This is a genomic window from Streptomyces sp. YGL11-2, assembly GCF_050054615.1.
In the GTDB taxonomy this organism is placed as follows: domain Bacteria; phylum Actinomycetota; class Actinomycetes; order Streptomycetales; family Streptomycetaceae; genus Streptomyces.
On record NZ_JBNHIN010000001.1, the window covers coordinates 1 to 23,603 of the forward strand.

At 71.6% G+C, this 23,603-nt stretch carries 25 protein-coding genes; 9 read left to right on the forward strand and 16 right to left on the reverse strand.

Annotation, left to right across the window (positions count from 1 at the left end; genetic code table 11):
- Positions 1 to 210: hypothetical protein (locus ACO1BR_RS00005; RefSeq protein ID WP_426792923.1), on the forward strand; the 210-nt coding region annotated here is incomplete at its 5' end.
- A 156-nt stretch (positions 211 to 366) separates the two neighbouring features.
- Here ACO1BR_RS00005 and ACO1BR_RS00010 read toward each other — a convergent pair.
- Complete coding sequence (locus ACO1BR_RS00010) at positions 367 to 1,017, reverse strand: DNA-3-methyladenine glycosylase (protein WP_426792924.1); 651 nt, start codon at positions 1,015 to 1,017, stop codon at positions 367 to 369.
- Between the two features lie 374 nt (positions 1,018 to 1,391).
- Between ACO1BR_RS00010 and ACO1BR_RS00015 the strand changes: the two genes are divergently transcribed.
- Positions 1,392 to 1,925, forward strand: coding sequence for a YbhB/YbcL family Raf kinase inhibitor-like protein (locus ACO1BR_RS00015; RefSeq protein ID WP_426792925.1), 534 nt, complete (start codon positions 1,392 to 1,394; stop codon positions 1,923 to 1,925).
- Between the two features lie 446 nt (positions 1,926 to 2,371).
- Positions 2,372 to 2,878: an HNH endonuclease gene (locus ACO1BR_RS00020; RefSeq protein WP_426792926.1), complete on the forward strand. Its 507-nt coding sequence runs from the start codon at positions 2,372 to 2,374 to the stop codon at positions 2,876 to 2,878.
- Between the two features lie 56 nt (positions 2,879 to 2,934).
- Here ACO1BR_RS00020 and ACO1BR_RS00025 read toward each other — a convergent pair whose 3' ends face one another.
- The 4 genes from ACO1BR_RS00025 to ACO1BR_RS00040 form a co-directional block, all read right to left on the reverse strand.
- The gene (locus ACO1BR_RS00025; protein WP_426792927.1) at positions 2,935 to 3,702 is read right to left on the reverse strand and encodes a sulfite exporter TauE/SafE family protein; all 768 of its coding nucleotides are present in this window, start codon (positions 3,700 to 3,702) and stop codon (positions 2,935 to 2,937) included.
- 82 nt (positions 3,703 to 3,784) lie between these two features.
- Entirely contained in the window at positions 3,785 to 4,723 is a 939-nt protein-coding gene (locus tag ACO1BR_RS00030) for an SPFH domain-containing protein (protein ID WP_426792928.1), read from the reverse strand.
- Positions 4,724 to 4,824: 101 nt separating this feature from the next.
- Entirely contained in the window at positions 4,825 to 5,238 is a 414-nt protein-coding gene (locus ACO1BR_RS00035; RefSeq protein WP_159509887.1) for an NfeD family protein, read from the reverse strand.
- Between the two features lie 103 nt (positions 5,239 to 5,341).
- Positions 5,342 to 6,154 carry an ABC transporter ATP-binding protein gene (locus ACO1BR_RS00040; protein ID WP_426792929.1) on the reverse strand — a complete coding sequence of 271 codons (813 nt, stop codon included), beginning with the start codon at positions 6,152 to 6,154 and terminating at the stop codon, positions 5,342 to 5,344.
- Positions 6,155 to 6,244: 90 nt separating this feature from the next.
- Between ACO1BR_RS00040 and ACO1BR_RS00045 the strand changes: the two genes are divergently transcribed.
- Positions 6,245 to 7,060: a hypothetical protein gene (locus ACO1BR_RS00045; protein ID WP_426792930.1), complete on the forward strand. Its 816-nt coding sequence runs from the start codon at positions 6,245 to 6,247 to the stop codon at positions 7,058 to 7,060.
- Between the two features lie 104 nt (positions 7,061 to 7,164).
- On the opposite strand, the gene ACO1BR_RS00050 is transcribed toward ACO1BR_RS00045, so the two are convergent.
- The 4 genes from ACO1BR_RS00050 to ACO1BR_RS00065 all read right to left on the reverse strand — a co-directional run bounded on the left by ACO1BR_RS00050 (position 7,165) and on the right by ACO1BR_RS00065 (position 9,801).
- A complete protein-coding gene (locus ACO1BR_RS00050) occupies positions 7,165 to 7,410 on the reverse strand; it encodes a chaplin (protein ID WP_426792931.1) in 246 nt (81 codons plus the stop codon).
- A 157-nt stretch (positions 7,411 to 7,567) separates the two neighbouring features.
- Positions 7,568 to 7,771 carry a chaplin gene (locus ACO1BR_RS00055; protein WP_426793313.1) on the reverse strand — a complete coding sequence of 68 codons (204 nt, stop codon included), beginning with the start codon at positions 7,769 to 7,771 and terminating at the stop codon, positions 7,568 to 7,570.
- Between the two features lie 217 nt (positions 7,772 to 7,988).
- Positions 7,989 to 8,651, reverse strand: coding sequence for a response regulator (locus ACO1BR_RS00060; protein WP_426792932.1), 663 nt, complete (start codon positions 8,649 to 8,651; stop codon positions 7,989 to 7,991).
- Positions 8,644 to 9,801, reverse strand: coding sequence for a GAF domain-containing sensor histidine kinase (locus ACO1BR_RS00065; RefSeq protein WP_426792933.1), 1,158 nt, complete (start codon positions 9,799 to 9,801; stop codon positions 8,644 to 8,646). Before ACO1BR_RS00065 ends, ACO1BR_RS00060 begins: the two co-directional genes overlap by 8 nt.
- An 818-nt stretch (positions 9,802 to 10,619) precedes the next feature.
- Here ACO1BR_RS00065 and ACO1BR_RS00070 point away from each other — a divergent pair.
- Positions 10,620 to 11,330, forward strand: coding sequence for a nitroreductase family protein (locus ACO1BR_RS00070; protein WP_426792934.1), 711 nt, complete (start codon positions 10,620 to 10,622; stop codon positions 11,328 to 11,330).
- A 326-nt stretch (positions 11,331 to 11,656) separates the two neighbouring features.
- Entirely contained in the window at positions 11,657 to 12,388 is a 732-nt protein-coding gene (locus ACO1BR_RS00075) for a transglycosylase SLT domain-containing protein (RefSeq protein WP_426792935.1), read from the forward strand.
- Positions 12,389 to 12,489: 101 nt separating this feature from the next.
- Here the strand turns inward: ACO1BR_RS00075 and ACO1BR_RS00080 are convergent, their stop codons facing one another.
- Positions 12,490 to 15,051: an FHA domain-containing protein gene (locus ACO1BR_RS00080; RefSeq protein WP_426792936.1), complete on the reverse strand. Its 2,562-nt coding sequence runs from the start codon at positions 15,049 to 15,051 to the stop codon at positions 12,490 to 12,492.
- Between the two features lie 447 nt (positions 15,052 to 15,498).
- Between ACO1BR_RS00080 and serB the strand changes: the two genes are divergently transcribed.
- Positions 15,499 to 16,746, forward strand: a complete 1,248-nt coding sequence (gene serB, locus ACO1BR_RS00085; protein WP_426792937.1) for a phosphoserine phosphatase SerB — start codon at positions 15,499 to 15,501, stop codon at positions 16,744 to 16,746.
- Between the two features lie 160 nt (positions 16,747 to 16,906).
- Here serB and ACO1BR_RS00090 read toward each other — a convergent pair whose 3' ends face one another.
- From ACO1BR_RS00090 to ACO1BR_RS00105, 4 genes are all read right to left on the reverse strand, one after another.
- Positions 16,907 to 17,425 carry a SixA phosphatase family protein gene (locus ACO1BR_RS00090; protein ID WP_426792938.1) on the reverse strand — a complete coding sequence of 173 codons (519 nt, stop codon included), beginning with the start codon at positions 17,423 to 17,425 and terminating at the stop codon, positions 16,907 to 16,909.
- 112 nt (positions 17,426 to 17,537) lie between these two features.
- On the reverse strand, positions 17,538 to 17,756 hold the full coding sequence (locus ACO1BR_RS00095; protein ID WP_426792939.1) for a hypothetical protein: 219 nt from the start codon (positions 17,754 to 17,756) through the stop codon (positions 17,538 to 17,540).
- A gap of 209 nt (positions 17,757 to 17,965) precedes the next feature.
- Positions 17,966 to 18,082, reverse strand: coding sequence for an SGM_5486 family transporter-associated protein (locus tag ACO1BR_RS00100; RefSeq protein WP_258017738.1), 117 nt, complete (start codon positions 18,080 to 18,082; stop codon positions 17,966 to 17,968).
- 58 nt (positions 18,083 to 18,140) lie between these two features.
- A complete protein-coding gene (locus tag ACO1BR_RS00105; RefSeq protein WP_426792940.1) occupies positions 18,141 to 19,484 on the reverse strand; it encodes a CynX/NimT family MFS transporter in 1,344 nt (447 codons plus the stop codon).
- A gap of 139 nt (positions 19,485 to 19,623) precedes the next feature.
- Between ACO1BR_RS00105 and ACO1BR_RS00110 the strand changes: the two genes are divergently transcribed.
- On the forward strand, positions 19,624 to 20,307 hold the full coding sequence (locus tag ACO1BR_RS00110; RefSeq protein ID WP_426792941.1) for a FadR/GntR family transcriptional regulator: 684 nt from the start codon (positions 19,624 to 19,626) through the stop codon (positions 20,305 to 20,307).
- A 79-nt stretch (positions 20,308 to 20,386) separates the two neighbouring features.
- Here the strand turns inward: ACO1BR_RS00110 and fabI are convergent, their stop codons facing one another.
- Both fabI and fabG read right to left on the reverse strand, forming a co-directional pair.
- Complete coding sequence (gene fabI / locus ACO1BR_RS00115) at positions 20,387 to 21,166, reverse strand: enoyl-ACP reductase FabI (protein WP_159504521.1); 780 nt, start codon at positions 21,164 to 21,166, stop codon at positions 20,387 to 20,389.
- A 5-nt stretch (positions 21,167 to 21,171) separates the two neighbouring features.
- Complete coding sequence (fabG, locus tag ACO1BR_RS00120; RefSeq protein WP_426792942.1) at positions 21,172 to 21,876, reverse strand: 3-oxoacyl-[acyl-carrier-protein] reductase; 705 nt, start codon at positions 21,874 to 21,876, stop codon at positions 21,172 to 21,174.
- A gap of 160 nt (positions 21,877 to 22,036) precedes the next feature.
- Between fabG and ACO1BR_RS00125 the strand changes: the two genes are divergently transcribed.
- A complete protein-coding gene (locus ACO1BR_RS00125) occupies positions 22,037 to 23,569 on the forward strand; it encodes a TldD/PmbA family protein (protein ID WP_426792943.1) in 1,533 nt (510 codons plus the stop codon).
- Positions 23,570 to 23,603: the final 34 nt, after the last annotated feature.

A 23,603-nucleotide genomic window follows, 5' to 3' on the forward strand; every position in this document is an offset into this window, starting at 1 on the left:
TTCGGTCTTGCGTTTCCGACTCTATCAGATCCTCGCGGCTCCGATTTTCGCCGGTGCGATCCGGCCTTTCGGCTTTCTCACGGTTCCGACTTTATCAGATCCTTTTTCGTTCCGGCCGCTTGTCGCAGCCGTTTCGAATTCGGTTCCGATTTCCCGTCGGAGGGGTTCGCCTTTCGGCGTGGTCACTACTTTAGCGGCTTTCCCTGGTGACTCATAATCGAGTCGGCGGGGTCGAATTTCGGCAACGCGCAAGAAGACTCGTCAGGGAGTCGTTCAGAGTAGTGGTTGTGCCGCCTGGCGGTCTGCGCAGAAAGCGCTGCCCGTCTCCAGCGGCTCGGGCTACGTTAGGGGTTTGGCGGGACAGAGTCAAGTTGCCGAGGTGGTGCGGCGCCTGGGGGTGTGGGGGCGATAGCGGCTCACCGTGGGGTCGCCGTCGATCCAGTAGCGCCAGGGGTGGTCGGCGCCGTCGCCGCCGACGCCGGTGCGGGGGCCGTTGCGTACCCGGTCACGGGGGGCCGGGGTGCCATGGAGGATCGAGAGCGGGGTGGCGGCGGTGGTGCAGACGTCGGTGCCGTCGAGGGAGCGGTCGATGTCGAGGGCGGTGGCCAGTCGGGCCGGGCCCTTGGCGAGTTCGTTGGTGTTGCGCGCCTTGGGGCGGCGGCCGGCGGCGAGGGTGGTGCCGGTGAGGATCTCGCCCGCGCGGAGGAGAACGGCACTGGCCTTGCCCTCGGGACCGCAGACCAGGTTGATGCTGAACCACATGCCGTAGATGAAGTAGACGTACGCGTGGCCGGGCGGGCCGAACATCGTGGCGTTGCGGGCGGTGCGGCCCCGGTAGGCGTGCGAGCCCGGGTCGGATTCGCCGTCGTATGCCTCGACCTCGGTGAGGCGCAGCTCGATGGGGCCGTCGGGGGTGTGGCGGACGAGCGTACGGCCGAGGAGATCCGGGGCGACGTCCACGACGGGACGGTCGAAGAAGTCGCGTGGGAGCTGGCTGCGGGCCGGATCGTCGGTCATGGGTTCCGAGCGTAGTGCAGGCGTAGCGGGCGGCGGTCGGCCTTCAGGGCACGGGGGTTGGGGGTGATCGGCTTCGCGTTCGGGCGGATCCGGCCATGATCGGCCGGCGGTGGGGCGCATGGTCCGTGCGGCCTGGGGATGCCCTGGGAAATGCCGATCACGGTGTGTGCGGCGCGGCGGCTGCGCGGACGGGGCATGGGGAGAGGCGTACAGGAGAGGGCGGGGTCCACGGGACGCGGCGGCGGCTGCCGTTGTTGAGGGGGGGAGACCGACCGGGCGGTTGTCCCGTGGGGCGGCCGGCCGACGGCGGCGGGCGGCGGAGGTGGCTCTAACCTGACCGGACAGAGTGTCAGCAAGCGACCAGGAGGTCCGAGGTGTCCGAGCTGAAGCGACGGCCGCTCCCGCACGAATTCCACCCGCTGGTGGCGGAGTTCACGGTGGTGAGCGAGGAGGTGGAGCCGGGCGGGAAGCTGGGTTCGGGGCAGGTCTACTCCGGCGGCAACCGCTCGCCGCAGCTGCGGTGGGAGGGTGCCCCCGCGGGCACCAAGAGCTACGCCGTCACCTGCTACGACCCGGACGCGCCGACCGGCAGCGGGTTCTGGCACTGGGTGCTGTTCGACCTCCCGGCGTCGGTGACGGAGCTGCCAGCGGGAGCCGGCAGCGGTGACATGAAGGGGCTTCCCGCGGGGGCCGTGCACGTCCGCAACGACTACGGGACGCGGGACTTCGGGGGCGCGGCGCCGCCGCCCGGCGACGGGTCGCACCGCTATGTGTTCACCGTCTACGCGGTGGACCAGGAGAAGTTGGGTCCGGACGAGGACGCCTCGCCCGCGGTGGTGGGTTTCAATCTGCGGTTCCACGCGATCGGGCGGGCTCAGTTGATCGGCGAGTACGAGGTGCCCGCGTAGGGCCCGTCGGGCCGTCGGACGGCGGCCCGTAATTGCGTTGCGCCCCGGCACTTCCGGCACGCACAGTGGTACGCGTACCGCCGCCTTTTCGAGGCGTCGGGCAGCTGGTACCGCAGTGGCGGGAGCGGCGGGGCGCAGGTGTGTCGCCCACCGTTCGCCGGAGTCCGGACTCGTGTCGGGCGTCCGCGCCGGCTGTCGTACGCTCCGGGTTCCGTGCACATCACGGGGGCGGGACCCGGAGCGCACTTTTTGCGCCGGATGCCCGGTGTGGTGGCCGGGGTGCCCGGCGTCGTCCCGGCCGGGCTGTGCAACACCTCTTCTTCATCGTGCGATCACCTCCCATTTCCCTTGTGGCATGCGGAAATTGCGTTGTCCGGGAAATACCTGCCACTGCACAGTGGAGCCACTTCGCCGTGGGGGCGAACCGGGTCCGGGAGGTGGACGGGATGCGCGAGACGCTGGTGCTGAATGCGAGCTTCGAGCCGCTGGCGACGGTGTCGCTGCGGCGTGCGGTGGTGCTGGTCATGCAGGACAAGGCGGTTGTCGAGCACGCCCACCCGGGGCTGCGGATCCGGGCCGCTTCGCTCGATGTGCCGGTGCCGCGGGTGATCAGACTCAGCAGGTACGTACGGGTGCCGTTCCGAAGACGGGCGGCGTGGTCGCGGCGGGGGGTGCTGGTGCGGGACCAGCACCGGTGCGCGTACTGCGGGAAGCGGGCGACCACCGTGGACCATGTCGTACCGCGGGCGCACGGCGGTGGGGACACCTGGCTGAATACCGTCGCCTCGTGCGCGGAGGACAATCACCGCAAGGCGGACCGTACGCCCGAGCAGGCGGGGATGCAGCTGCTGCGGCGGCCCTTCGAGCCGACGCCGGCGGATGCGCTGGTGTCGGCTCTCGGGGTGTCCGTACGGGAGGAGCTGCCGGAGTGGTTGCGGGCCCTGCCGGCATAGCCCCGGGCCGGGGCCGGTCCGGCCGTCGCCCGACTTCCCTTACTTGAGAACTCCCCTTACCTGAGGAGGAGTTGGGCGATGGCCAGCAGGCCCACGACGACGATGGCGGCGCGCAGGGCGACCGGCGGCAGCCGTCGGCCGACCTTGGCGCCTATCTGGCCGCCGACCGCGGAGCCGACCGCGATGAGGACGACGGCGGTCCAGTCGAAGTCGGCGACGAAGAGGAAGAAGACCGCCGCGACGCCGTTGACGACGGCGGCGAGGACGTTCTTGATGGCGTTGATCCGCTGGAGGTCGTCGCTGAGCAGCACGCCCATCAGGGAGAGGTATATGACGCCCTGGGCGGCGCCGAAGTAGCCGCCGTAGACGCTGGCCAGCAGCAGTCCGGCGAACAGTGCGAACCCGCCGTCGCGCCGGGCGACGGTGCCGTTGCGGGCGCGGCGGGCGCGCAGTGCGGCGGCGAGCCGGGGCTGGACGACGACCAGGACGAGGGCGACGGCGATCAGCGCGGGGACGATCATCTTGAACGCGCTGGAGGGCAGCGCGATCAGCAGGATCGCGCCGGCCAGGCCGCCGATGAGGGCGCCGGCCGCGAAGCGCAGCAGCCGCCGGGACTGGCCGGCCAGTTCGCGGCGGTAGCCGATGGCGCCGCTGATCGAACCGGGCACCAGGCCAAGGGTGTTGGAGACGTTGGCCGTCACGGGCGGCAGGCCGACGGCGAGGAGCACGGGGAAGGTGATCAGGGTGCCGGAGCCGACGATGGTGTTGATCGTGCCGGCCCCGAGGCCCGCGACCAACACTGCGACTGCTTCCCAGATGGACACGGCCGTCTCCTCACATGGTCAGGGTGCCTCCCCGCCATGAAGGTCGAGGGGCACCCTGATCATGCACGAGTGGGTGGGCGTGTCAGTCGATGGGGGGTGCCTGACGGTTCGGGTTGCTGGGCTTGGGGATGCTGCCGCCTCCGCCCCCGGGGGCGAAGTTGCCGATGGCGCCGCCGAGGCCCTTGAGGGCGTCGCCGATCTCGCTGGGCACGATCCAGAGCTTGTTGGCGTCGCCCTCGGCGATCTTCGGGAGCATCTGGAGGTACTGGTACGACAGCAGCTTCTGGTCCGGGTCCCCGGCGTGGATGGACTCGAAGACCACCCGGATCGCCTGGGCCTCGCCCTCGGCGCGCAGCGCGGCGGCCTTGGCCTCGCCTTCGGCGCGGAGGATCGCGGACTGCTTCTGGCCCTCGGCGGTGAGGATCTCGGACTGCCGGACACCTTCGGCCTGGAGGATGGCGGCGCGCTTGTCGCGGTCGGCGCGCATCTGCTTCTCCATCGAGTCCTGGATGGAGGTCGGCGGCTCGATGGCCTTGAGCTCGACGCGGTTGACGCGGATGCCCCACTTGCCGGTGGCCTCGTCGAGGACGCCGCGCAGCGCCGCGTTGATCTCCTCGCGGGAGGTCAGCGTCCGCTCCAGGTCCATGCCGCCGATGATGTTGCGGAGGGTGGTGACGGTGAGCTGCTCGATGGCCTGGATGTAGCTGGCGACTTCGTAGGTGGCGGCGCGGGCGTCGGTGACCTGGTAATAGATCACGGTGTCGATGTTGACGACGAGGTTGTCCTGGGTGATCACCGGCTGCGGCGGGAACGGCACGACCTGCTCGCGGAGGTCGATGCGGTTGCGGATGGAGTCGATGAACGGGACGACGATGTTCAGGCCGGCGTTGAGCGTGCGGGTGTAGCGGCCGAAGCGCTCGACGATGGCGGCGCTGGCCTGCGGGATGACCTGGATCGTCTTGATGAGTGCGATGAACACGAGCACCACCAGGATGATCAGGACGATGATGATCGGTTCCACAGCGGCTCCCGTGCCCTTCGTTGCTGGTCCGTACCGGCCGGCGGCCGGCTTGACGTTGATCAGTCTTCCAGAGTCCCGGCGTGTCGCGCACCGGGTTCGGGTCAGATGACGACGGCGGTGGCGCCTTCGATCTCCACCACGTCGACCTGCTGGCCCGGTTCGTAGACCCGGTCGCTGTCGAGGGCGCGTGCGGACCAGATTTCCCCGGCGAGCTTGATGCGGCCCCCGTCGCCGGAGTCGACGCGCTCCAGGACCGTGGCGCTCTTGCCCTTGAGCGCGTCGATTCCGGAGGCGAGCAGGGGGCTCTGGCCGCGGTGGCGGTTGGCGATGGGGCGCACGACGGCGATCAGCGCGACCGATACGGCGACGAACACGAGGAATTGCGGCACGGTGCCGCCACCGAGCGCTGCGGTGACGGCACCGGCGACGGCACCGACCGCGAACATCCCGAATTCGGGCAGCGCGGTCACGACGAGGGGAATGCCCAGTCCTACGGCGGCGAGAAGCCACCACACCCATGGATCCACGGCTTCATGGTAGGTCCGGGGCACGGCCGGGGACAGGGCGCGATCGGTCAGGGCGCGATCGGACGGAGCCCGATCGGCCGGACGCCGGCGGCTACTTGAGGGGCAGGCCCTGCGCCGTCCAGCGGTCGTTGCCGTTGCGGTCGACGATCAGCGGGAGGCCGAAGCAGTGCGAGAGGTTGCTGGAGGTCAGTTCGAGGTCGAGCGGGCCGGCGGCCAGCACCTTGCCCTGACGGATCATCAGGACGTGGGTGAAGCCCGGCGGGATCTCCTCGACGTGGTGGGTGACCATGATCATCGACGGGGCGTACGGGTCGCGGGCGAGGCGGCCGAGGCGGCGCACCAGGTCCTCGCGACCTCCGAGGTCGAGGCCCGCGGCGGGCTCGTCCAGGAGCAGCAGCTCGGGGTCGGTCATCATCGCGCGGGCGATGAGGGTGCGCTTGCGCTCGCCCTCGGAGAGGGTGCCGAACTTCCGGTCGAGGAACTCGTTCATCCCGAGCCGGTCGAGGAAGGCGCGGGCGCGCTGCTCGTCGACGTCGTCGTAGTCCTCGCGCCAGCTCGCGGTCATGCCGTACGCGGCGGTGAGCACGGTCTGCAGGACCGTCTGGCTGCGCGGCAGCTTGTCGGCGAGCGCGACGCCGGCGATACCGATGCGCGGGCGCAGGTCGAAGACGTCGACCCGGCCGAGCCGCTCGCCGAGGATGCTGGCGGTGCCCGTGCTCGGGAAGAGGTAGCTGGAGGCGACGTTCAGCAGGGTGGTCTTGCCGGCGCCGTTGGGGCCGAGGATCACCCAGCGCTCCCCCTCCTTGACCGACCAGGAGACCTGGTCCACCAGAGCCCGTCCTTCGCGGACCACGGATACGTCCACCAGCTCCAGCACATCGCTCATGAGCGCACTGTCTCCCATTGCTTCTCGGTCGTCGTGTGCGCCTGTAGGCGCAGCCCCCCTGCAAACCTACGCCACTCACTGTCAGTGCTGTTCCCTAGGCTGGGGGCCATGCTCGATGAACCTCGTTCGGGACGGCTGGCGGCGTGGGGAAATGCCCTGTTGGCCGGACTTGTCTCGCCTGATGACGCCGCGCACCGGATCGCGGACGACGACGCGGTGCACCGCGTGACGGACCTGCCCGGGGAGGACGCCCCGGTCGGGCTGACCCTCGCGCTCGGGCGGCTGCGGACGCTGGGCGCCGCCGGTCTGCGGGTGGCACTGCCGGTGCCGGGGCATCCGCTGGGGCTGAGCGGTCCGCCGGAATTCAACGCACGGGCGCTGGAGGCCGGGGAGGCGGTGCTCGCCCCCGGGACGGGACTGGGCCTGGTCCCGGAGGTGTACGAGGCCGGCCCCGAAGGCGGTTCCGGGCCCGATGTGCATGTGGAGGTGGTCTGGCACTGCCTTCCGGCGCGGGAGGCCCCGCCGGCCGACGTGCCGTCGCTGGGCGAGGCCGAGCGGGAGCTGGCGGAGGCGCTGCGGGACGCGACGGAGGTGCTCTCGACGCTGGACGTGGCCGGGGCCGGTCCGGTCGCCGAGGCGGCGCTGGAGGCGTACCGGGCGCGGGCGGAGGCCGGCCGGCAGGTGCTGGCGCCGGGCTATCCACCGCGGGCCGTACGGGTGCTGGAGCTGGCGCAGCGGGTCGGTGCGCTGATCGACATCGCCCAGCAGGCGGGCGGGGACGGCCGGGAGCACGGCGCGGCGGTCAGCTCGTCGGAGATCGCGGCGCGCGCCGCGGCGCTGCGTCCGGTGGAGCGCACGGCCCGGCGGGCACAGGTGGCGGCGTACAACTCCGCGGTCGAGGAGCGGGAGCGGCGCCGGCGGTGAACAGGGAAGGCCCCGCCGGTCGTGGAGTGACCGGCGGGGCCTCGGGAGGGCCGGGCGGAACTACCCAGTACAGCCCGGGGGATGCAGGCCCCGGGCCGACGGAGTCAGCGGTTGACGGAGCTGTTGCCGGCGACGGGGCTGAGCACGTCCGCAACCTTGACGCTGTTGTTGGAGACGTTCACGGGGGCGCTCACCGGGGCCTGGACGACGTTGCCGGAGAGGACACCGGGGGAGCAGTCGGCCTTGCCGCTGGCCTGCCCGCCGTCGTGGGCGAACGCCGAACCGGCGGCAGCGCCGAGCGCGAGACCGGTGGTGGCGAGGACAAGGGCGGCCTTTTTGGCGGTGTTCATGGTGGCGTGTTCCTCACGTGGTGGCACAGGGCCGGAATGACGATGACTGTGGAGTGCGGACCGGCCGCTCGGCCAGGGCTTGGCGGGGCCGGTCCGGCGTGCCTCTCGCGCGCCAGGGCGCGGCGCGGTCAGGCGATCGGAGCGGATGCTCCGGCGATCAGTTGTTGACGCAGGTGTTGCCGACGGTCGGGCTGAGCAGGCCGGCGACCGAGCTGGTGTTGTTGCAGGCGTTCACGGGGGTGTCCACCGGGGCCTGGAAGACGTTGCCGGAACCGACGCCCGGGGAGTGCACCGCGGCACCGTCGGCACCGTCCGCCGACGCGACACCGGCGCCCGCCAGGGCGAGACCGGCGCTCGCCATCGTGATGGCCGCTACCCGCTTGATGTTCTTCACTTCTCTTGCTCCTCGTTGCCGATGTCGTGGCCGATCCGCCGCGACTGCACTGGGAAACGGCCCGCCCCGGAGCAGGGATACGCCAAACGGGCTACGTATACACGACAGTATGAATCTCGGATCTGCGAGGCGACGTTCGGTTAATAGGTTTGATGCCCCGTCCGATGCCGGACTCCCCTGTGTTTCAGGCCCCGATGCCGTGCCGGACGGCCCACAGCGCGGCCTGCGTGCGGTCGGCGAGATCGAGTTTCATGAGGATGTTGGAGACGTGCGTCTTGACGGTCTTCTCCGACAGCACCAGCGCGCGGGCGATCTCGCGGTTGGAACGGCCGTCGGCGATCAGGCCGAGCACCTCGCGCTCCCGGTCGGTGAGTGAAGTGCCGCGCCCCTGGCCGCCGTTGTTGTCCTCCTGGGAGAGCAGCGCGCCGGCCACCTCGGGCTGGAGCAGTACGTGCCCGGCGTGGACGGAGCGGATGGCGCCGGCCAACGCGTCCGGGTCGATGTCCTTGTAGACGTAGCCGGCCGCGCCGGCGCGCAACGCCGGGACGACGGTGCGCTGTTCGGTGAAACTGGTGACGACCAGGACCCTGGCCCGGTTGTCGAGTTCGCGCAGCCGGCGGAGCGCCTCGATGCCGTCCGTGCCGGGCATCTTGATGTCCATCAGGACGACGTCCGGGCGCAGTTGCTCGGTGGCGGCGACGCCCTCGGCGCCGTCGGACGCCTCCCCCACCACCTCGATGTCGTCCTGGACCTCCAGGAACGTGCGCAGACCGCGGCGTACGACCTGGTGGTCGTCGACGAGCAGGACGCGGATCGGGCGGCGTTCGCCCTTGTCGCTCTCAGCCACCGGGCACCTCCATCTCGACAGCGGTGCCCTCGCCGGGCTCCGAATCCACGGTGAGCCTGCCCCCGACGCCGCCGGCTCGATCGCGCATCGAGACCAGGCCGAGGTGCCGGCCGGCCCGGCGGACCACGCGGGTGTCGAAGCCGCGGCCGTCGTCGGCGACGCGCAGCAGGGCGCCCTGGCCGGAACGGGTCAGGGTCACCTCGACGCGTCCGGCCCCCGAGTGCCGCAGGGCGTTGTGCAGCGCCTCCTGGGCGACCCTCAGCATGGCCTCCTCCTGGGCGGAGGGCAGCGCCCGTACGCCGTGGGCGGCGAAGGTGACGCGCGCGGAGTGGGCGCGGTCGAGGACCTGGACCTGGGAGCGCAGGGTGGCGACCAGGCCGTCCTCGTCCAGGGCCGCGGGGCGCAACTCGACCACGGCGGCGCGGAGTTCGTCGGCGGCCTCCGCGGCCAGCTCGGCGACCTGGTGGAGCTCGTCCTTGGCGCGGGCCGGGTCGCGGTCGACCAGGGCGGTCGCGGCCTGGGCGGTGAGCCGGAGCGAGAACAGCTTCTGGGAGACCGCGTCGTGCAGCTCGTGGGCGAGCCGGGCGCGCTCGCCGGCGATGGTCAGCTCGCGGCTGCGCTCGTAGAGGCGGGCGTTGGTCAGGGCGATGGCGGCGTGCTGGGCGAGTATGCCGAGCAGCCGCTCGTCCTCCTCGGTGAAGCCGCAGCCGTCCCTGCGGGAAGGAGAGGACTTGGGGCAGCGCTTGTTGGCCAGGAAGAGGGCGCCAAGGATCTCGTCGCCGTCGGCGACCGGGAGGCCGAGGAAGTCGGACATGTCCGGGTGGGCCGCGGGCCAGCCCCCGAAGCGGGGGTCCTCTCGGACGTCGGCGAGCCGCTCCGGGGTGGCGTTGTGCAGCATCGCGGCGAGGATGCCGTGCTGGCGGGGCAGCGGGCCGATGGCCTTCCACTGCTCGGCGCTGACACCGTCCACCACGAACTGGGCGAAGCCTCCGTGATCGTCGGGCACCCCGAGGGCGGCGTACTCGGCGTCCAGCAGCTCACGGGCCGAGGCGACGATCGTCTTGAGGACGTCGCGCACCTCCAGATGCCTGCTCATCGCCAGGATCGCGGTACTCACCGCGGGGATCCCGGCTCCCGGTCCGTTGGTCATGGCCTCAACCGTACCGGCGGGCTGACCGGCCCGTATCGGTCCACCGGCGCCCCGCGCCTCCGACCGCGGGCCTAGGCCGAAGGCCCCCGGACGGCCCGTCCAGGGGCCTTCGCCCCGGGGCGGCCCGATCCCCACGGTGCGGACGCGGGGGCGGGGCAGCGGGCCTGGCTCGGCTCGGCCCGGCCCGGACGAGGGGACGCGGTCATGCCGGTGGCGATCATGGCGGCACCGCTGGGGCTCGCGCAGGAGGCGCTGCCGTTGCCGTGGGTCGCCGGTCCTTCCCGGTCCTTCCCCGTCCTTCCCGGCCTTCCGGCCCTTCCCGATCTCCCGATTCATCCCGATTCACCGATTCTTTCCTTTGACCCTTTTCTGGAGTTCATGAGTCGTTGTCCCCCTATATAGGGGAATGACAGATTGAGGTGCCAGATGGGCGGGGCGGCAGCGGGGGCCCGGCCGATGAGCGCGGGGCGCAGTTCGCGCCGATCTCGCGCCGGGCGGGCGGATCGCAGCGGTGGGCACCAAGGCCGTACGGGGGCTGGAGTCGGTGGCCGGGGCGGACGGGGGGTCCGGGCGGCGGCCGGCCGGACGGAGCTGGCGGGTGCGCCCCCGGGGCACGCGGTGCGGGCGGTGGACGGCCTGCTCACCGGGCCGCACGGACCCACCCGCCCCGAATCCGCTGATGCCGGCGGTGGCGGCGGTGGCGGCGGACCGGGAGGTACCGCGGCGCGCGTACGCGGCGGCGGTGGCGCGGCGCCGTCGGTGGCAGGAATTCGGCGATCCGCCCCTGGTGCCGGCGGGCCGGGTTCCAGACTCGGCGCATGTCGCCTTCAACGGATTCCCCCCAGAGCTGGACGCCGACCCATGGAGAGCCCTACCGGCCGGTGCCGTACCGGCCCGCGCGGATGCCCGCGGCCGAGTCACTGGCCCGGGCCGCCGAACTGCGGGAGCGGATGGACCGGCGGCGGACGGTGCGGCAGTTCGCCCCCGACCCGGTGCCGGAGCAGGTGGTGCGCGACGCGATCGCCTGTGCGGCCACCGCGCCGTCCGGGGCGCATCAGCAGCCGTGGACGTTCGTACTGGTCAAGGACCCCGAGGTGCGCCGCCGGATCCGGGCGGCGGCGGAGGCCGAGGAGCGCCGCTCGTACGAGGGGCGGCTGGGCGAGGAGTGGCTGGCGGCGCTGCGGCCGCTGGGCACCGACGAGGTGAAGCCGCATCTGACGGACGCGCCGCAGCTGATCGTGGTCTTCCAGCAGCGGCACTGGCTGGGCCCGGACGGCAGCAGGCGCAAGCACTACTACGTGGACGAGTCGGTGGGCATCGCGGTCGGCATGCTGCTGTCCGCCCTGCACCTGTCGGGGCTGGCGGCGCTGGTGCACACGCCGAGCCCGATGCGGTTCCTCCAGGAGGCCCTGGGGCGGCCCGGGAACGAGAAGGCGTTCGCGGTGATCCCCGTGGGGTACCCGGCAGCGGACTGCCAGGTGCCCGATTTGGTACGAAAGTCCCTTGACCAGGTGATGGTCGAGGTTTGACGCCCACAGAATGCGCACAGGGTGTGCGTTTGCAATTACTGCTGGCGAGATAATCCTCTGCCCGGTGTGACCCCGCGCATAGGACGCACATCACTTACGACCCCGGTTAGTGGACATATAAAGACCGTGTGAGCTGCGGAAATGACGTACTGGACGCATTTCGGGCACCCCCGGTTCCACTAACCCGGGTCGTACGTCACACCGTTGCCCGGCGAATTTCCGGCCGCTAAGAATGGCTCCCGTCGCTCGGCGCCGTGATCAGAACTCGGCGTTCTGCGCCGCCCAAGGCCCGTGCGATGTCCCCCATTAGAAGAGGTCGTCCCGCCATGCCCAAGCACTCCCTTTCCGGTCTGAACCTGACCCGCACCCACAAGCTCTCCGCCGCCGGTGTCGCCGCCGCCGGTGCCGCCGCGCTGGTCTTCGCCGTTGTCCCGGGTGCAGATGCCGGCCAGGGCAAGAGCGAGGCCGCCGCCCAGAACGTGAACGTGAAGCCGGTCGCCTTCAGCGCGGTCGACATCGCTGCCCAGGCGCAGCGGGCCACGATCGCCAAGCAGGCCGACGAGTCCGCCGCGCAGGGCAAGGCCGAGGCTGCGGCGGCCAAGGCGAAGGCCGAGGCTGCGGCCCAGGCGAAGGCCGAGCAGGACCACCAGGCCACGGAGACCGCGAGCCGTTCCGAGACCCGCACCGCCCTTCCCGCCGCCGTCCCCGCCGCCGCGCCGAAGACGATCAAGACCTACGGCCACACCGTGGACAGCTGGATCCGGCAGTCGCTGAACGTCATGGCCGCGCACGGCATACCGGGCAGCTACAACGGCATCTACCGCAACCTGATGCGGGAGTCGTCCGGCAACCCGATGGCGATCAACCTCTGGGACTCCAACGCGCAGAAGGGCATCCCCTCCAAGGGCCTGCTCCAGGTCATCGACCCGACCTTCCGCCGGTACCACGTGCCCGGCACCTCCTGGAACATCTACGACCCGGTCGCCAACATCACCGCCGCCTGCAAGTACGCGGCCGCGATGTACGGCTCCATGGACCACGTCAACTCGGCCTACTGAGCCGGACGTTCCACGAGCCGCGGCCATCACGCACACCGCCGAGGGGGGGCACCCACGATCGGGTGCCGCCCCTCGGCGCTGCCATGCGGTGACCGCGCGCGCTACTTGCGCATGACCTCCGGCTCGTGGCGGCGCAGCAGCCGCGCGACGAGGAAGGCGAGCCCGACGCCCAGTGCGAGCAGGATGATCACGTCCATCACGTAGACGCCGGTCTGGTGCTTCCACAGCGGGTCGGGGTGGCCCAGCTCCCATGGCAGCAGGGTGTTCATGTCGGCGGTCGCGCCCAGCGCGGCGACGGCCCAGCGGGACGGCATCAGCCAGGAGAACTGGGAGACGCCGGCGGTGTCGAACAGCTGGAAGAGCACGCCGGTGAAGACGACCTGCACGATGGCGAACATGACCAGCAGCGGCATGGTCTTCTCGGCGGTCTTGACCAGCGAGGAGATGATCAGGCCGACCATCATCGAGGTGAAGCCGAGGGCGATGATCGCCAGCGCCATCTCGATCGCCGGGGTCTTGGCGAAGATCAGGCCCTCGGCCGGCATCTTGCGGGTGGAGAAGCCGATGGCCGAGATGATCACGCCCTGGATGGCGGTGACCACCCCGAGCACGATGACCTTGGACATCAGATACGCCGACCGCGACAGGCCGGTGGCCCGTTCGCGCTCGTAGATGACCCGCTCCTTGATCAGCTCACGGACCGAGTTGGCGGCGCCGGAGAAGCACATGCCGACCGCGAGGATCAGCGCGATGGTGCTCGCGTCGCGGTTGGTCTGGTGCTTGTTCGCCGGGCCGTAGCCGAGGCCGTAATCGCTGGGGATCAGCAGCGAGACCACGCCGAGCACCGCCGGCAGGATCACCATCAGGGCGAGGAAGCCGCGGTCGGAGGCGAGCACCGAGACATAGCGCCGCATCAGCGTCCACAGCTGCGAGCCCCAGCTCTGCGACTTCTGGATACGGGCCGGCGGCGCCTGGACGCCGACCGACTGCGGGGCGACCGAGTCGACGTCCGCGGCGTACAGCTGGAAGTGCGGGGATCCGCGCCAGCGGCCCGCCCAGTCGTAGTCGCGGTAGTTCTCGAACGCCGAGAAGACGTCCGCCCAGGTCTCGTACTGGAAGAAGTTCAGCGCCTCCTCGGGCGGGCCGAAGTAGGCCACCGAACCGCCCGGGGCCATCACCAGCAGCCGGTCGCACAGGGCGAGTTCGGCCACCGAGTGCGTGACGACCAGAACCGTGCGGCCGTCGTCGGCCAGGCCGCGCAGCAGCTGCATCACGTCGCGGTCCATGCCCGGGTCCAGGCCCGAGGTCGGCTCGTCCAGGAAGATCAGCGAGGGCTTGGTCAGCAGCTCCAGGGCGACCGAGACGCGCTTGCGCTGGCCGCCGGAGAGCGAGGTGACCTTCTTGTCCTTGTGGACGTCGAGCTTGAGCTCGCGCAGCACCTCGCCGATGCGGGCCTCGCGCTCGGACTCCGCGGTGTCGCCGGGGAAGCGGAGCTTGGCGGCGTAGCGCAGCGCCTTCTGGACGGTCAGCTCCTTGTGGAGGATGTCGTCCTGCGGGACCAGGCCGATGCGCTGGCGCAGCTCGGCGAAGTGCTTGTAGAGGTTCCGGTGGTCGTAGAGGACGTCGCCCTGGTTGGCGGGGCGGTAGCCGGTCAGCGCCTTGAGGAGCGTCGACTTGCCGGAGCCGGAGGGGCCGATGACGGCGATCAGCGACTTCTCGGGGACGCCGAAGGAGACGTCCTTGAGGATCTGCTTGCCGCCGTCGACGGTGACGGTCAGATGGCGGGCCGAGAAGGAGACCTCGCCGGTGTCGACGAACTCCTCCAGGCGGTCGCCGACCAGCCGGAAGGTGGAGTGGCCGACGCCGACGGTGTCGTTCGGGCCGATCAGCGCGGTGCCGGACTTGGGGACCGGCTGGCCGTTGACGTAGGTGCCGTTGTGGCTGCCCAGGTCGCGGATCTCGAACCGGCCGTCGGGGGTGGCCCGGAACTCGGCGTGGTGGCGGGAGACCTGGAGGTCGGAGACGACCAGCTCGTTCTCCAGCGCACGGCCGATCCGCATCACGCGGCCCGTGTCCAGGCGGTGGAAGGTGGTCGGGCTGCGGTCGCCCTGGGCCTGCGGGGCCGGGCGCTCCTGGGCGCCGTCGGGCCGCTGCGGGGGAACGGCCTGCCGGGGCTCGCCCTGCGGCGGCTGCTGCGCCTGCTGCTGCGGGACGTACGGCGGCTGCTGGCCCTGCGGCGGGGCCTGCCAGCCCTGCTGGGCGGGCGGCTGCGGGGCCTGCTGCTGCGCGGGCGGCGCCTGCCAGCCCTGCTGCTGCGGCGCCATCGCGGGCTGCGCACTGTAGGCGTCGGCGGGCGCTGCGGCGGCGGACAGGCTCATCCTGGGGCCGTCGGTGGCGTTGCCCAGGTGCACTGCGGTGCCGGGGCCGATCTCCAGCTGCTGGATCCGGCGGCCCTGGACGTAGGTGCCGTTGGTGCTGCCGTGGTCTTCGACGACCCAGCTCTGTCCGGACCAGCGGACGGTGGCGTGCCGCCAGGAGACCCTGGCGTCGTCGAGCACCATGTCGCCCTGCGGATCGCGGCCCACGCTGTAGGACCTGGACGGATCGAGCGTCCAGGTCCTTCCGTTCAATTCGAGTACGAGTTCAGGCACTCCACGCCCCATTACATAGTCCCCCGAGTGACGCCCTGTATGGGAAGTCTAGGGATGGCGAACATCGTGAGGAACTATTTCAGGCTCGGCCCGCGGACCGGAAACTGGGACGCGACCAGGGTGCGCGGGGCTCCAGTTGGGGCCCGGCGAACTCTCCCGGAGGGCCGGAAGGGCCCGAAATGCCCGGCAATCACGGGAATACCGGTGGTGCGTCCCGCTCCATATGCTCCCGCGCGGCCGAAAACGCCCTACCAAAAGGCGAGTTGGGGCACCAGCCCACTCCCCGGGCCGGTACAACAGAACGGCCCGGACACGAGTCCATAACGATCGACGACGGCCACCCGCGGCCGGCCGCCCCGGGGGCGATCCGGCGGCGGGCGCGGCAGTCGGGCGGACCCGCGGTCCGAACCCCGGACACCCGTACGGGCGCGGCCACCCGCCGGTTACCGTAAGACCACCATGAGCGCATCGCAGACCCCGCCTGCCACCGCCGCACCAGGCGAAGACGTACCGACCCTCCTCGTGAAGATCTTCGGCAAGGACCGGCCCGGCATCACCGCGGGCCTCTTCGACACCCTCGCCGCCTACTCCGTCGATGTCGTGGACATCGAGCAGGTGGTGACCCGGGGGCGCATCACGCTGTGCGCACTGGTCACCGCCCCCTCCCCCGCCGAGGGCTCCTACGGTTCGACGGAGGGCGACCTCCGGGCGACCGTGCACAGCTGGGCCGAGTCGCTGAACCTCCAGGCCGAGATCATCTCCGGCCGCGGCGACAACCGTCCGCGCGGCACCGGACGGTCCCACGTCACCGTGCTGGGGCATCCGCTCACCGCCGAGTCGACGGCCGCGATCGCCGCCGCCATAACGGCCACCGGCGGCAACATCGACCGGATCTTCCGGCTTGCCAAGTATCCGGTCACGGCGGTCGAGTTCGCGGTCTCCGGTGCGGAGACCGCGGCGCTGCGCAGTGTGCTGGCCCCCGAGGCCGCGGTGCTCGGGGTGGATGTCGCGGTGGTCGCGGCCGGGCTCCAGCGCCGGGCGCAGCGGCTGGTCGTCATGGACGTCGACTCCACCCTCATCCAGGACGAGGTCATCGAGCTGTTCGCGGCGCACGCCGGGTGCGAGGCGGAGGTCGCCGCGGTGACCGCCGCCGCGATGCGCGGCGAGCTGGACTTCGAGCAGTCGCTGCACGCCCGGGTCGAGCTGCTCCGCGGGCTGGACGCGTCCGTGGTCGACGCCGTGCGCAAGGAGGTGCGCCTCACCCCCGGTGCCCGCACCCTCGTGCGGACGCTCAAGCGGCTCGGCTACCAAGTCGGCGTCGTCTCGGGCGGTTTCACCCAGGTCACCGACGCGCTCAAGGAGGAGCTGGGGCTGGACTTCGCCTCCGCCAACACCCTGGAGATCGTCGACGGCAGGTTCACCGGACGGGTCACCGGCGAGATCGTGGACCGGGCCGGCAAGGCCCGGCTGCTGCGGCGGTTCGCCCACGAGGCGGGGGTGCCGCTGGCGCAGACCGTCGCGATCGGCGACGGCGCCAATGACCTGGACATGCTCAACACGGCCGGCCTGGGGGTGGCCTTCAACGCCAAGCCCGTGGTGCGCGAGGCCGCGCACACCGCGGTCAACGTGCCGTTCCTGGACGCCGTGCTCTATCTGCTGGGCGTCACCCGCGAAGAGGTCGAGGCGGCCGACACGCACGCGGAGTGACCTGCGGGGACACTCCGTCGGCCGTTGGTACCCCGTCCCCGGCCGGCCAGCTGGACATCCACGACAGCACGAGGCCCCGGCGCATCCCGCGCCGGGGCCTCGTGCCCGGTCTTCCGCCGTCCCCGGCCGCCCACCGTCCCGCCGACAGCGGCCGACAGCCTCAGTCCTGCGGCGTCCAGTACGCGACGAGGCGCCCCACGCCGTGCTCGACCGCCTTCCACGAGCCGTTGAAGGTGAGCACGGCCATCGCGGCCGTCGGAAAGCCGCTGCGGTTCATCCGCGGCAGCAGATCGCCGTCGGCCTCACCGGCCAGGGCGTCGGCGAGGGCGTGCATCCCCGGGTTGTGCCCGACCACCAGCAGATCGCTGACGTCGTCCGAGGTCTCGTTCAGCAGCGCGAGCAGCTCGCCGAGGGAGGCTTCGTAGAGCCGCTCCTCGTAGACGGTCTTGGGGCGCTGCGGGAGCTCCTGGACGGCGAGCTTCCAGGTCTCACGGGTGCGGGCGGCGGTCGAGCACAGGGTCAGGTCGGGGGTGACCCCCGCCCTGGCCAGCCAGCGGCCGGCGACCGGGGCATCCTTGCGGCCACGATCGGTAAGCGGACGGTCGTGGTCGCCCACCTCCGACCATTCGGCCTTGGCGTGTCGGAGCAGGACAATCCGGCGGGGTGTATCGACGCTCATGTGTCCCAGCTTCGCATGAATCCCCGCGCCCGGCTCGGGGTGTTGGAGCGCTCCCCCCTGCCGGGTGACCCCCCGGGCGGCGCCGCCGGGCGCACCCGGGCGCGCACCCCGCTCACCCGCCGATCCCGAGCACGCGGGCGAGGAAATCCAGCAGCGGCGCCAGGCCCTGCGGAACACTCCCCGCACCGGCCGCGCTCGCCACGCCGGGATTCGCCACCAGCACCAGCAGGGCTATGAAGGAGACCACCGGCAGCGCCAGCGCCCACCACGGCAGCGCCTTCCACAGGCCGGGGGCCTTCGCTGCGGACGGGCGGTGGAACGCGGCGGACATGGCGGTCTCCAGAGCGGTTCGAAGGGCGGCGCACCGCGGCTGCGGTGCGCCCACCGCGCTGTGCGGTGCACTTCGAAACTACGGATCTCCGGCGGCCGTTCCCATCCGGGAAGCCACCCACTTGTCCCTGACACCGGCCCCCTAGGGGACGGGGGGATATCCCCACCGCCGGCCCGGTTCCGGTGTCCACCGGCCAGGCCGCCGCGCGCTCAGGGCGCCGCGATACTCGCGACGATCGCGACGACGACGGTCACCCCGAGCATGAGGCCCAGGACGAGCAGCAGCTTCTTCTGGCTGCCCTGCGGATTCGGTTCGAGCACTGGCATGGGCCCAGTGTCGCACCCGCCGTCCACGCCCGTCCGGCCAGGGCTCATCCCCGGGCGCTCACCGCTCGTCCTCGATGCGGCGGTCCCGGCCGGCCAGCACGCCCACCGCGATCTGCGGCACCATCAGCCCGGCCATCAGCGCGATCGGCAGCCCCCAGCCGCCGCTGTGCTGGTAGAGCGTGCCGACCAGCAGCGGCCCGGGGATGGAGATCAGATAGCCGACGCTCTGCGCGAAGGCGGAGAGTTTGACGACCCCGGCGGGGCTCGACGCGCGCATCCCGATCATCGTCAGGGCAAGCGGGAACGCGCAGTTGGCGACGCCCATCAGCAGCGCCCAGGCCCAGGAGCCGGCGGCCGGGGCCAGCCACAGTCCGGTGTAGCCGGCCATCCCGCAGAGCCCGAGGACCGCCACCAGCGGACCCTGGTGCCGCATCCGGGACGCCAGCGACGGCAGCACGAAGGAGAGCGGGACACCGACCGCCATCGTGACGGCGAGGAGCACGCCCGCGGTGCCCGCCGAGACCCCGGCGTCGCGGAAGATCTGCGGCATCCACCCCATCGTGATGTACGCGGCGGTCGCCTGGAGGCCGAAGAAGACGGCCAGCGCCCAGGCGGTCGGCGACGAGGTGATCCGCAGGGGCGCCGCCCCGGGAGCCTGCGCACCGCTCCGGGGCGCCTCCGGAGCGGTCCGCCGCTGCCGTACGACGGCGAGCCAGGGCAGCACGGCGAGCGCGGCGAGCAGCGCCCAGACCGTCAGGCCGGTGCGCCAACTGCCGCCCAGCGCACCGGTCATGGGAACGGTGAGCGCCGCGGCGAGCGAGGTGCCCAGGGCCAGCGCCATCGAGTACAGCCCGGTCATCGGGCCGACCCGCCGGGGGAACCAGGTCTTGATGACCACCGGCAGCAGGACATTGCTGACCGCGATTCCGGCCAGCGCCAGGGCGCTGCCGGCGAGGAAGCCGGCGGTGCCGCCGGCGTACGGCCGCACCGCGACGCCCACCGCGATCGCCGCCATACCGGCGCACACGATCGCGCCGGGCCCCCAGCGCCTGGCCAGCCGGGGCGCGGCGATGCCGAACACCGCGAAGCACAGGGCCGGTACGGAGGTCAGCAGGCCGGCGACGGTGCCGCTCATGCCGAGCCCGTCGCGGACCTCCTTCATGAGCGCGCCGAGGCTGGTGATGGCGGGGCGGAGGTTGAGCGCGGCCAGGACGAGACCGGCGATCACGATCCGCGGCAGCCAGCGGGCGGCGGGTCCGGCTTCCCGGGAGTGCTTCGGTACGGCCTCTTCGGCGGCGGGGCGCGACGGGCCGGCACCGTCGGGGTACTGGGGCGGGGAGGTCGTCGAGGGCTCGGCGGCCGGGCCGAGTGTCGCGAGGTCGTCGTGTGCCATGCGAGCCATCATAGAATCATGGGATGAATGGTTGTCCAGCCTTTGTCGGTAGCCTCAGCAGGCCCCCACGGCGGCCCGGACCCCGGCAGCCCGCCCGTGCCGCCACCGCCCTTCGGGCCCACCGGCCCCCGCACCCCGGAGCCCCGCCATGCCCCTGACCTCGCCCCGCCGGTCCGCCCTGGCCGACCAGGTGATCGCGCAGCTGCGCGCCCAGATCACGTCCGGCGACTGGCCGGTGGGGTCCCGCATCCCGACCGAGCCGGAGCTCGTGGAGCAGCTCGGGGTGGCCCGCAACACCGTCCGCGAGGCCGTCCGGGCACTGGCGCACAACGGACTGCTCGACATCCGCCAGGGGTCCGGCACCTACGTGGTCGCGACCAGTGAGCTCGCCGGGGTCATGAACCGCCGGTTCGCGGAGGCCGACCCCGTGCACGTCGCCGAGCTGCGCAGCGCCCTGGAGGCGGCAGCCGCCCGGCTGGCCGCCGACCGCCGCACGGAAGGGGACCTGCGGCAGCTCGACGCGCTGCTGGAACGGCGTGAGCACGCCTGGCGGTCCGGTGCCGCCGAGGCGTTCGTCGAGGCGGACGCGACCCTGCACATGGCGGTGGTGGCGGCCTCGCACAACGACGTACTGGCCGAGATCTACGCCGACCTCGGGGGCGTGCTGCGCGAGTTCCTGCGGGCCGACGTCGGCGAGGTGCTGCGGCCCGAGGCGCACATGGACCATGCCCGCCTCGTGGCGGCGATCCGCGCGGGCGACGGCGACCTGGCCGCCTCCGAGGCGAGCACCCATTCCTTCGGGTGCCGGGGGACCCTCGTGGAGCGCGACTGATCCGCAGGCTCCGGGTCCCGAAACGCGTACTGCCCGCCCCGGCAGGACCGGGACGGGCAGTACGGAAGCGCGACGGGTGTCAGGCGCCCATCATGTGCACGCCGCCGTCGACGTGGATGATCTCGCCGGTGGTCTTCGGGAAGAAGTCCGACAGCAGGGCGACGATGCCGCGGCCCGCGGGCTCCGGGTCGGCCATGTCCCACTGCAGCGGGGAGCGGGTGTCCCACACCTTGGCCAGGTCCGAGAAGCCCGGGATGGACTTGGCGGCCATCGAGCCGATCGGGCCCGCCGAGATGAGGTTGCAGCGGATGTTCCGCTTGCCGAGGTCACGCGCCATGTAGCGGTTGGTGGCCTCAAGGGCGGCCTTGGCCGGGCCCATCCAGTCGTACTGCGGCCAGGCGAACTGGGCGTCGAAGGTCAGGCCGACCACCGAGCCGCCCTCGTCCGGCATCAGCGGCAGGCAGGCCATGGTCAGCGACTTCAGGGAGAACGCCGAGACGTGCATGGCCGTGGCGACCGACTCGTAGGGCGTGTTGAGGAAGTTGCCGCCCAGGGCGTCCTGCGGTGCGAAGCCGATGGAGTGGACGATGCCGTCCAGGCCGCCCAGCTCCTCGCGGACCACGCCCTCCAGTCGGTCCAGGTGCTCCTGGTTGGTCACGTCCAGCTCGACCACCTTGGCCGGCCTGGGCAGCTTCTTGGCGATGCGCTCGGTGAGCGTCGGCCGCGGGAACGCGGTCAGGATGACCTCGGCGCCCTGCTCCTGCGCGACCTTGGCCGCGTGGAAGGCGATCGAGGACTCCATCAGCACACCCGTGATCAGGATGCGCTTGCCGGCGAGAATTCCGCTCGTGTTCGTCATCGTGCTCAGTGCCCCATGCCCAATCCGCCGTCGACGGGAATGACGGCTCCAGTGATGTACGCGGCCTCGTCGGAGGCCAGGAAACGGACCGAGGCGGCGACTTCCTCGGGCTGCGCGTAACGCGCCAGCGGCACCTGCTTCACGATGCTCTCCCGCTGCTCGTCGCTGAGCACCCGGGTCATGTCCGTGTCGACGAAACCGGGCGCGACGACGTTGACGGTGATGTTGCGGCTGCCCAGTTCACGCGCGAGCGAACGGGCGAAGCCGACCAGACCGGCCTTCGAGGCGGCGTAGTTCGCCTGACCCGGGGCGCCCATCAGGCCGACCACCGACGAGATCAGGACGATCCGCCCCTTGCGGGCCCGCAGCATCGCGCGGTTGGCGCGCTTGACCACCCGGAACGTGCCGGTGAGGTTGGTCTCCAGGACCGAGGTGAAGTCCTCCTCGGACATCCGCATGAGCAGCTGGTCGCGGGTGACGCCGGCGTTGGCCACCAGCACCTCGACCGCGCCCTGCTTCTCCTCGATCTCCTTGTACGCCTGCTCGACCTGCTCGGGGTCCGTGATGTCGCACTTCACGGCCAAAAAACCGGCGGGCGGCTCGCCCGAGCGGTAGGTGATGGCGACCTTGTCGCCTGCCTCGGCGAAGGCACGGGCAATGGCCAGGCCGATGCCGCGGTTGCCTCCGGTGACCAGAACCGAGCGGCTCAAGAGATCACCCTTTCCGTGTCCTGTCGTCTTGCGTTCGGTACGAAACTAGCGGTCACGGCACCGATCCGGGGAATCGGGCCCGAACAGGGGCGCGCCCCGGTCACTGTCGGGTCTCCACAGATCCGGGGCATGATGCATCCGCCGACTACGGGAGGACGCCGTGCCCGCTGCACCCCATGACCTTGACGAGACCTTCCTCGCGCTGCCGCTGCGCGCGCTGGCCGACGCCGCGCTGGCCCGCGCCCGCGCGCTGGGCGCCGAGCACGCCGACTTCCGCCTGGAACGGGTGCGCAGCGCCTCCTGGCGGCTGCGGGACGCCCGGACGTCGGGCACCTCGGACACCACCGACCTCGGGTACGCGGTCCGCGTGGTGCACGGCGGCGCCTGGGGGTTCGCGTCCGGGGTCGACCTGACGATGGACGCCGCGGCGCGGGTGGCCGGCCAGGCGGTGGCGATGGCCAGGCTCTCGGCGAGGGTGATCGAGGCCGCGGGGTCCGGCGAGCGGGTCGAACTGGCGGCGGAGCCCGCGTACCCCGACCGCACCTGGGTCTCCGCGTACGAGATCAACCCCTTCGCGGTGCCGGACGCGGAGAAGTCCGGGCTGCTGGCGGAGTGGAGCGCGCGGCTGCTGGCGGCGCCGGGTGTGGCACATACCGACGCCTCCCTGCTGGCCGTACAGGAGAACAAGTTCTACGCGGACACCGCGGGCACCAGCACCACCCAGCAGCGGGTCCGGCTGCATCCGCAGCTGACCGCCGTCGCGGTGGACCCGGCCGGCGGCGACTTCGAGTCGATGCGCACCCTCGCACCACCCGTCGGGCGCGGCTGGGAGTACCTGACCGACGGCAGCTACGACTGGGACGGCGAACTGGCCCGCATCCCCGAGCACCTCGCCGAGAAGATGCGCGCACCCGGTGTCGAGCCCGGCACGTACGACCTGGTCGTGGACCCGTCCAACCTCTGGCTGACGATCCACGAGTCGATCGGCCACGCCACCGAACTCGACCGGGCGCTGGGCTACGAGGCGGCGTACGCGGGGACCTCGTTCGCCACCTTCGACCAGCTGGGGAAGCTGGCCTACGGCTCGCCGATCATGCACGTGACCGGCGACCGGACCGCCGAGCACGGGCTCGCCACGATCGGCTACGACGACGAGGGCGTGGCCGCCCAGTCCTGGGACCTGGTCCGGAACGGCACCCTGGTCGGCTACCAACTCGACCGCAGAATGGCCAGGTTGACGGGCTTTCCACGCTCCAACGGCTGCGCGTACGCGGACTCCCCCGGGCATGTGCCGGTCCAGCGGATGGCGAACGTCTCACTCCGGCCGGCGCCCGACGGGCCCTCCACGGAGCAGCTGATCGCGGGCGTGGAGCGCGGCATCTACGTGGTCGGCGACCGCTCGTGGTCCATCGACATGCAGCGTTACAACTTCCAGTTCACCGGCCAGCGGTTCTTCCGGATCGAGAACGGCCGGCTGGCCGGCCAGCTGCGCGACGTCGCCTACCAGGCCACCACCACCGACTTCTGGGGGTCGATGACCGCGCTCGGCGGCCCGCAGACGTACGTCCTGGGCGGCGCGTTCAACTGCGGCAAGGCGCAGCCGGGCCAGGTCGCGGCGGTCTCGCACGGCTGCCCTTCGGCGGTCTTCGAGGGCGTCAACATCCTCAACACGACGCGGGAGGCCGGTCGATGAACAGCCGCCACCACCGAATCGGCCGGGGGTCCGG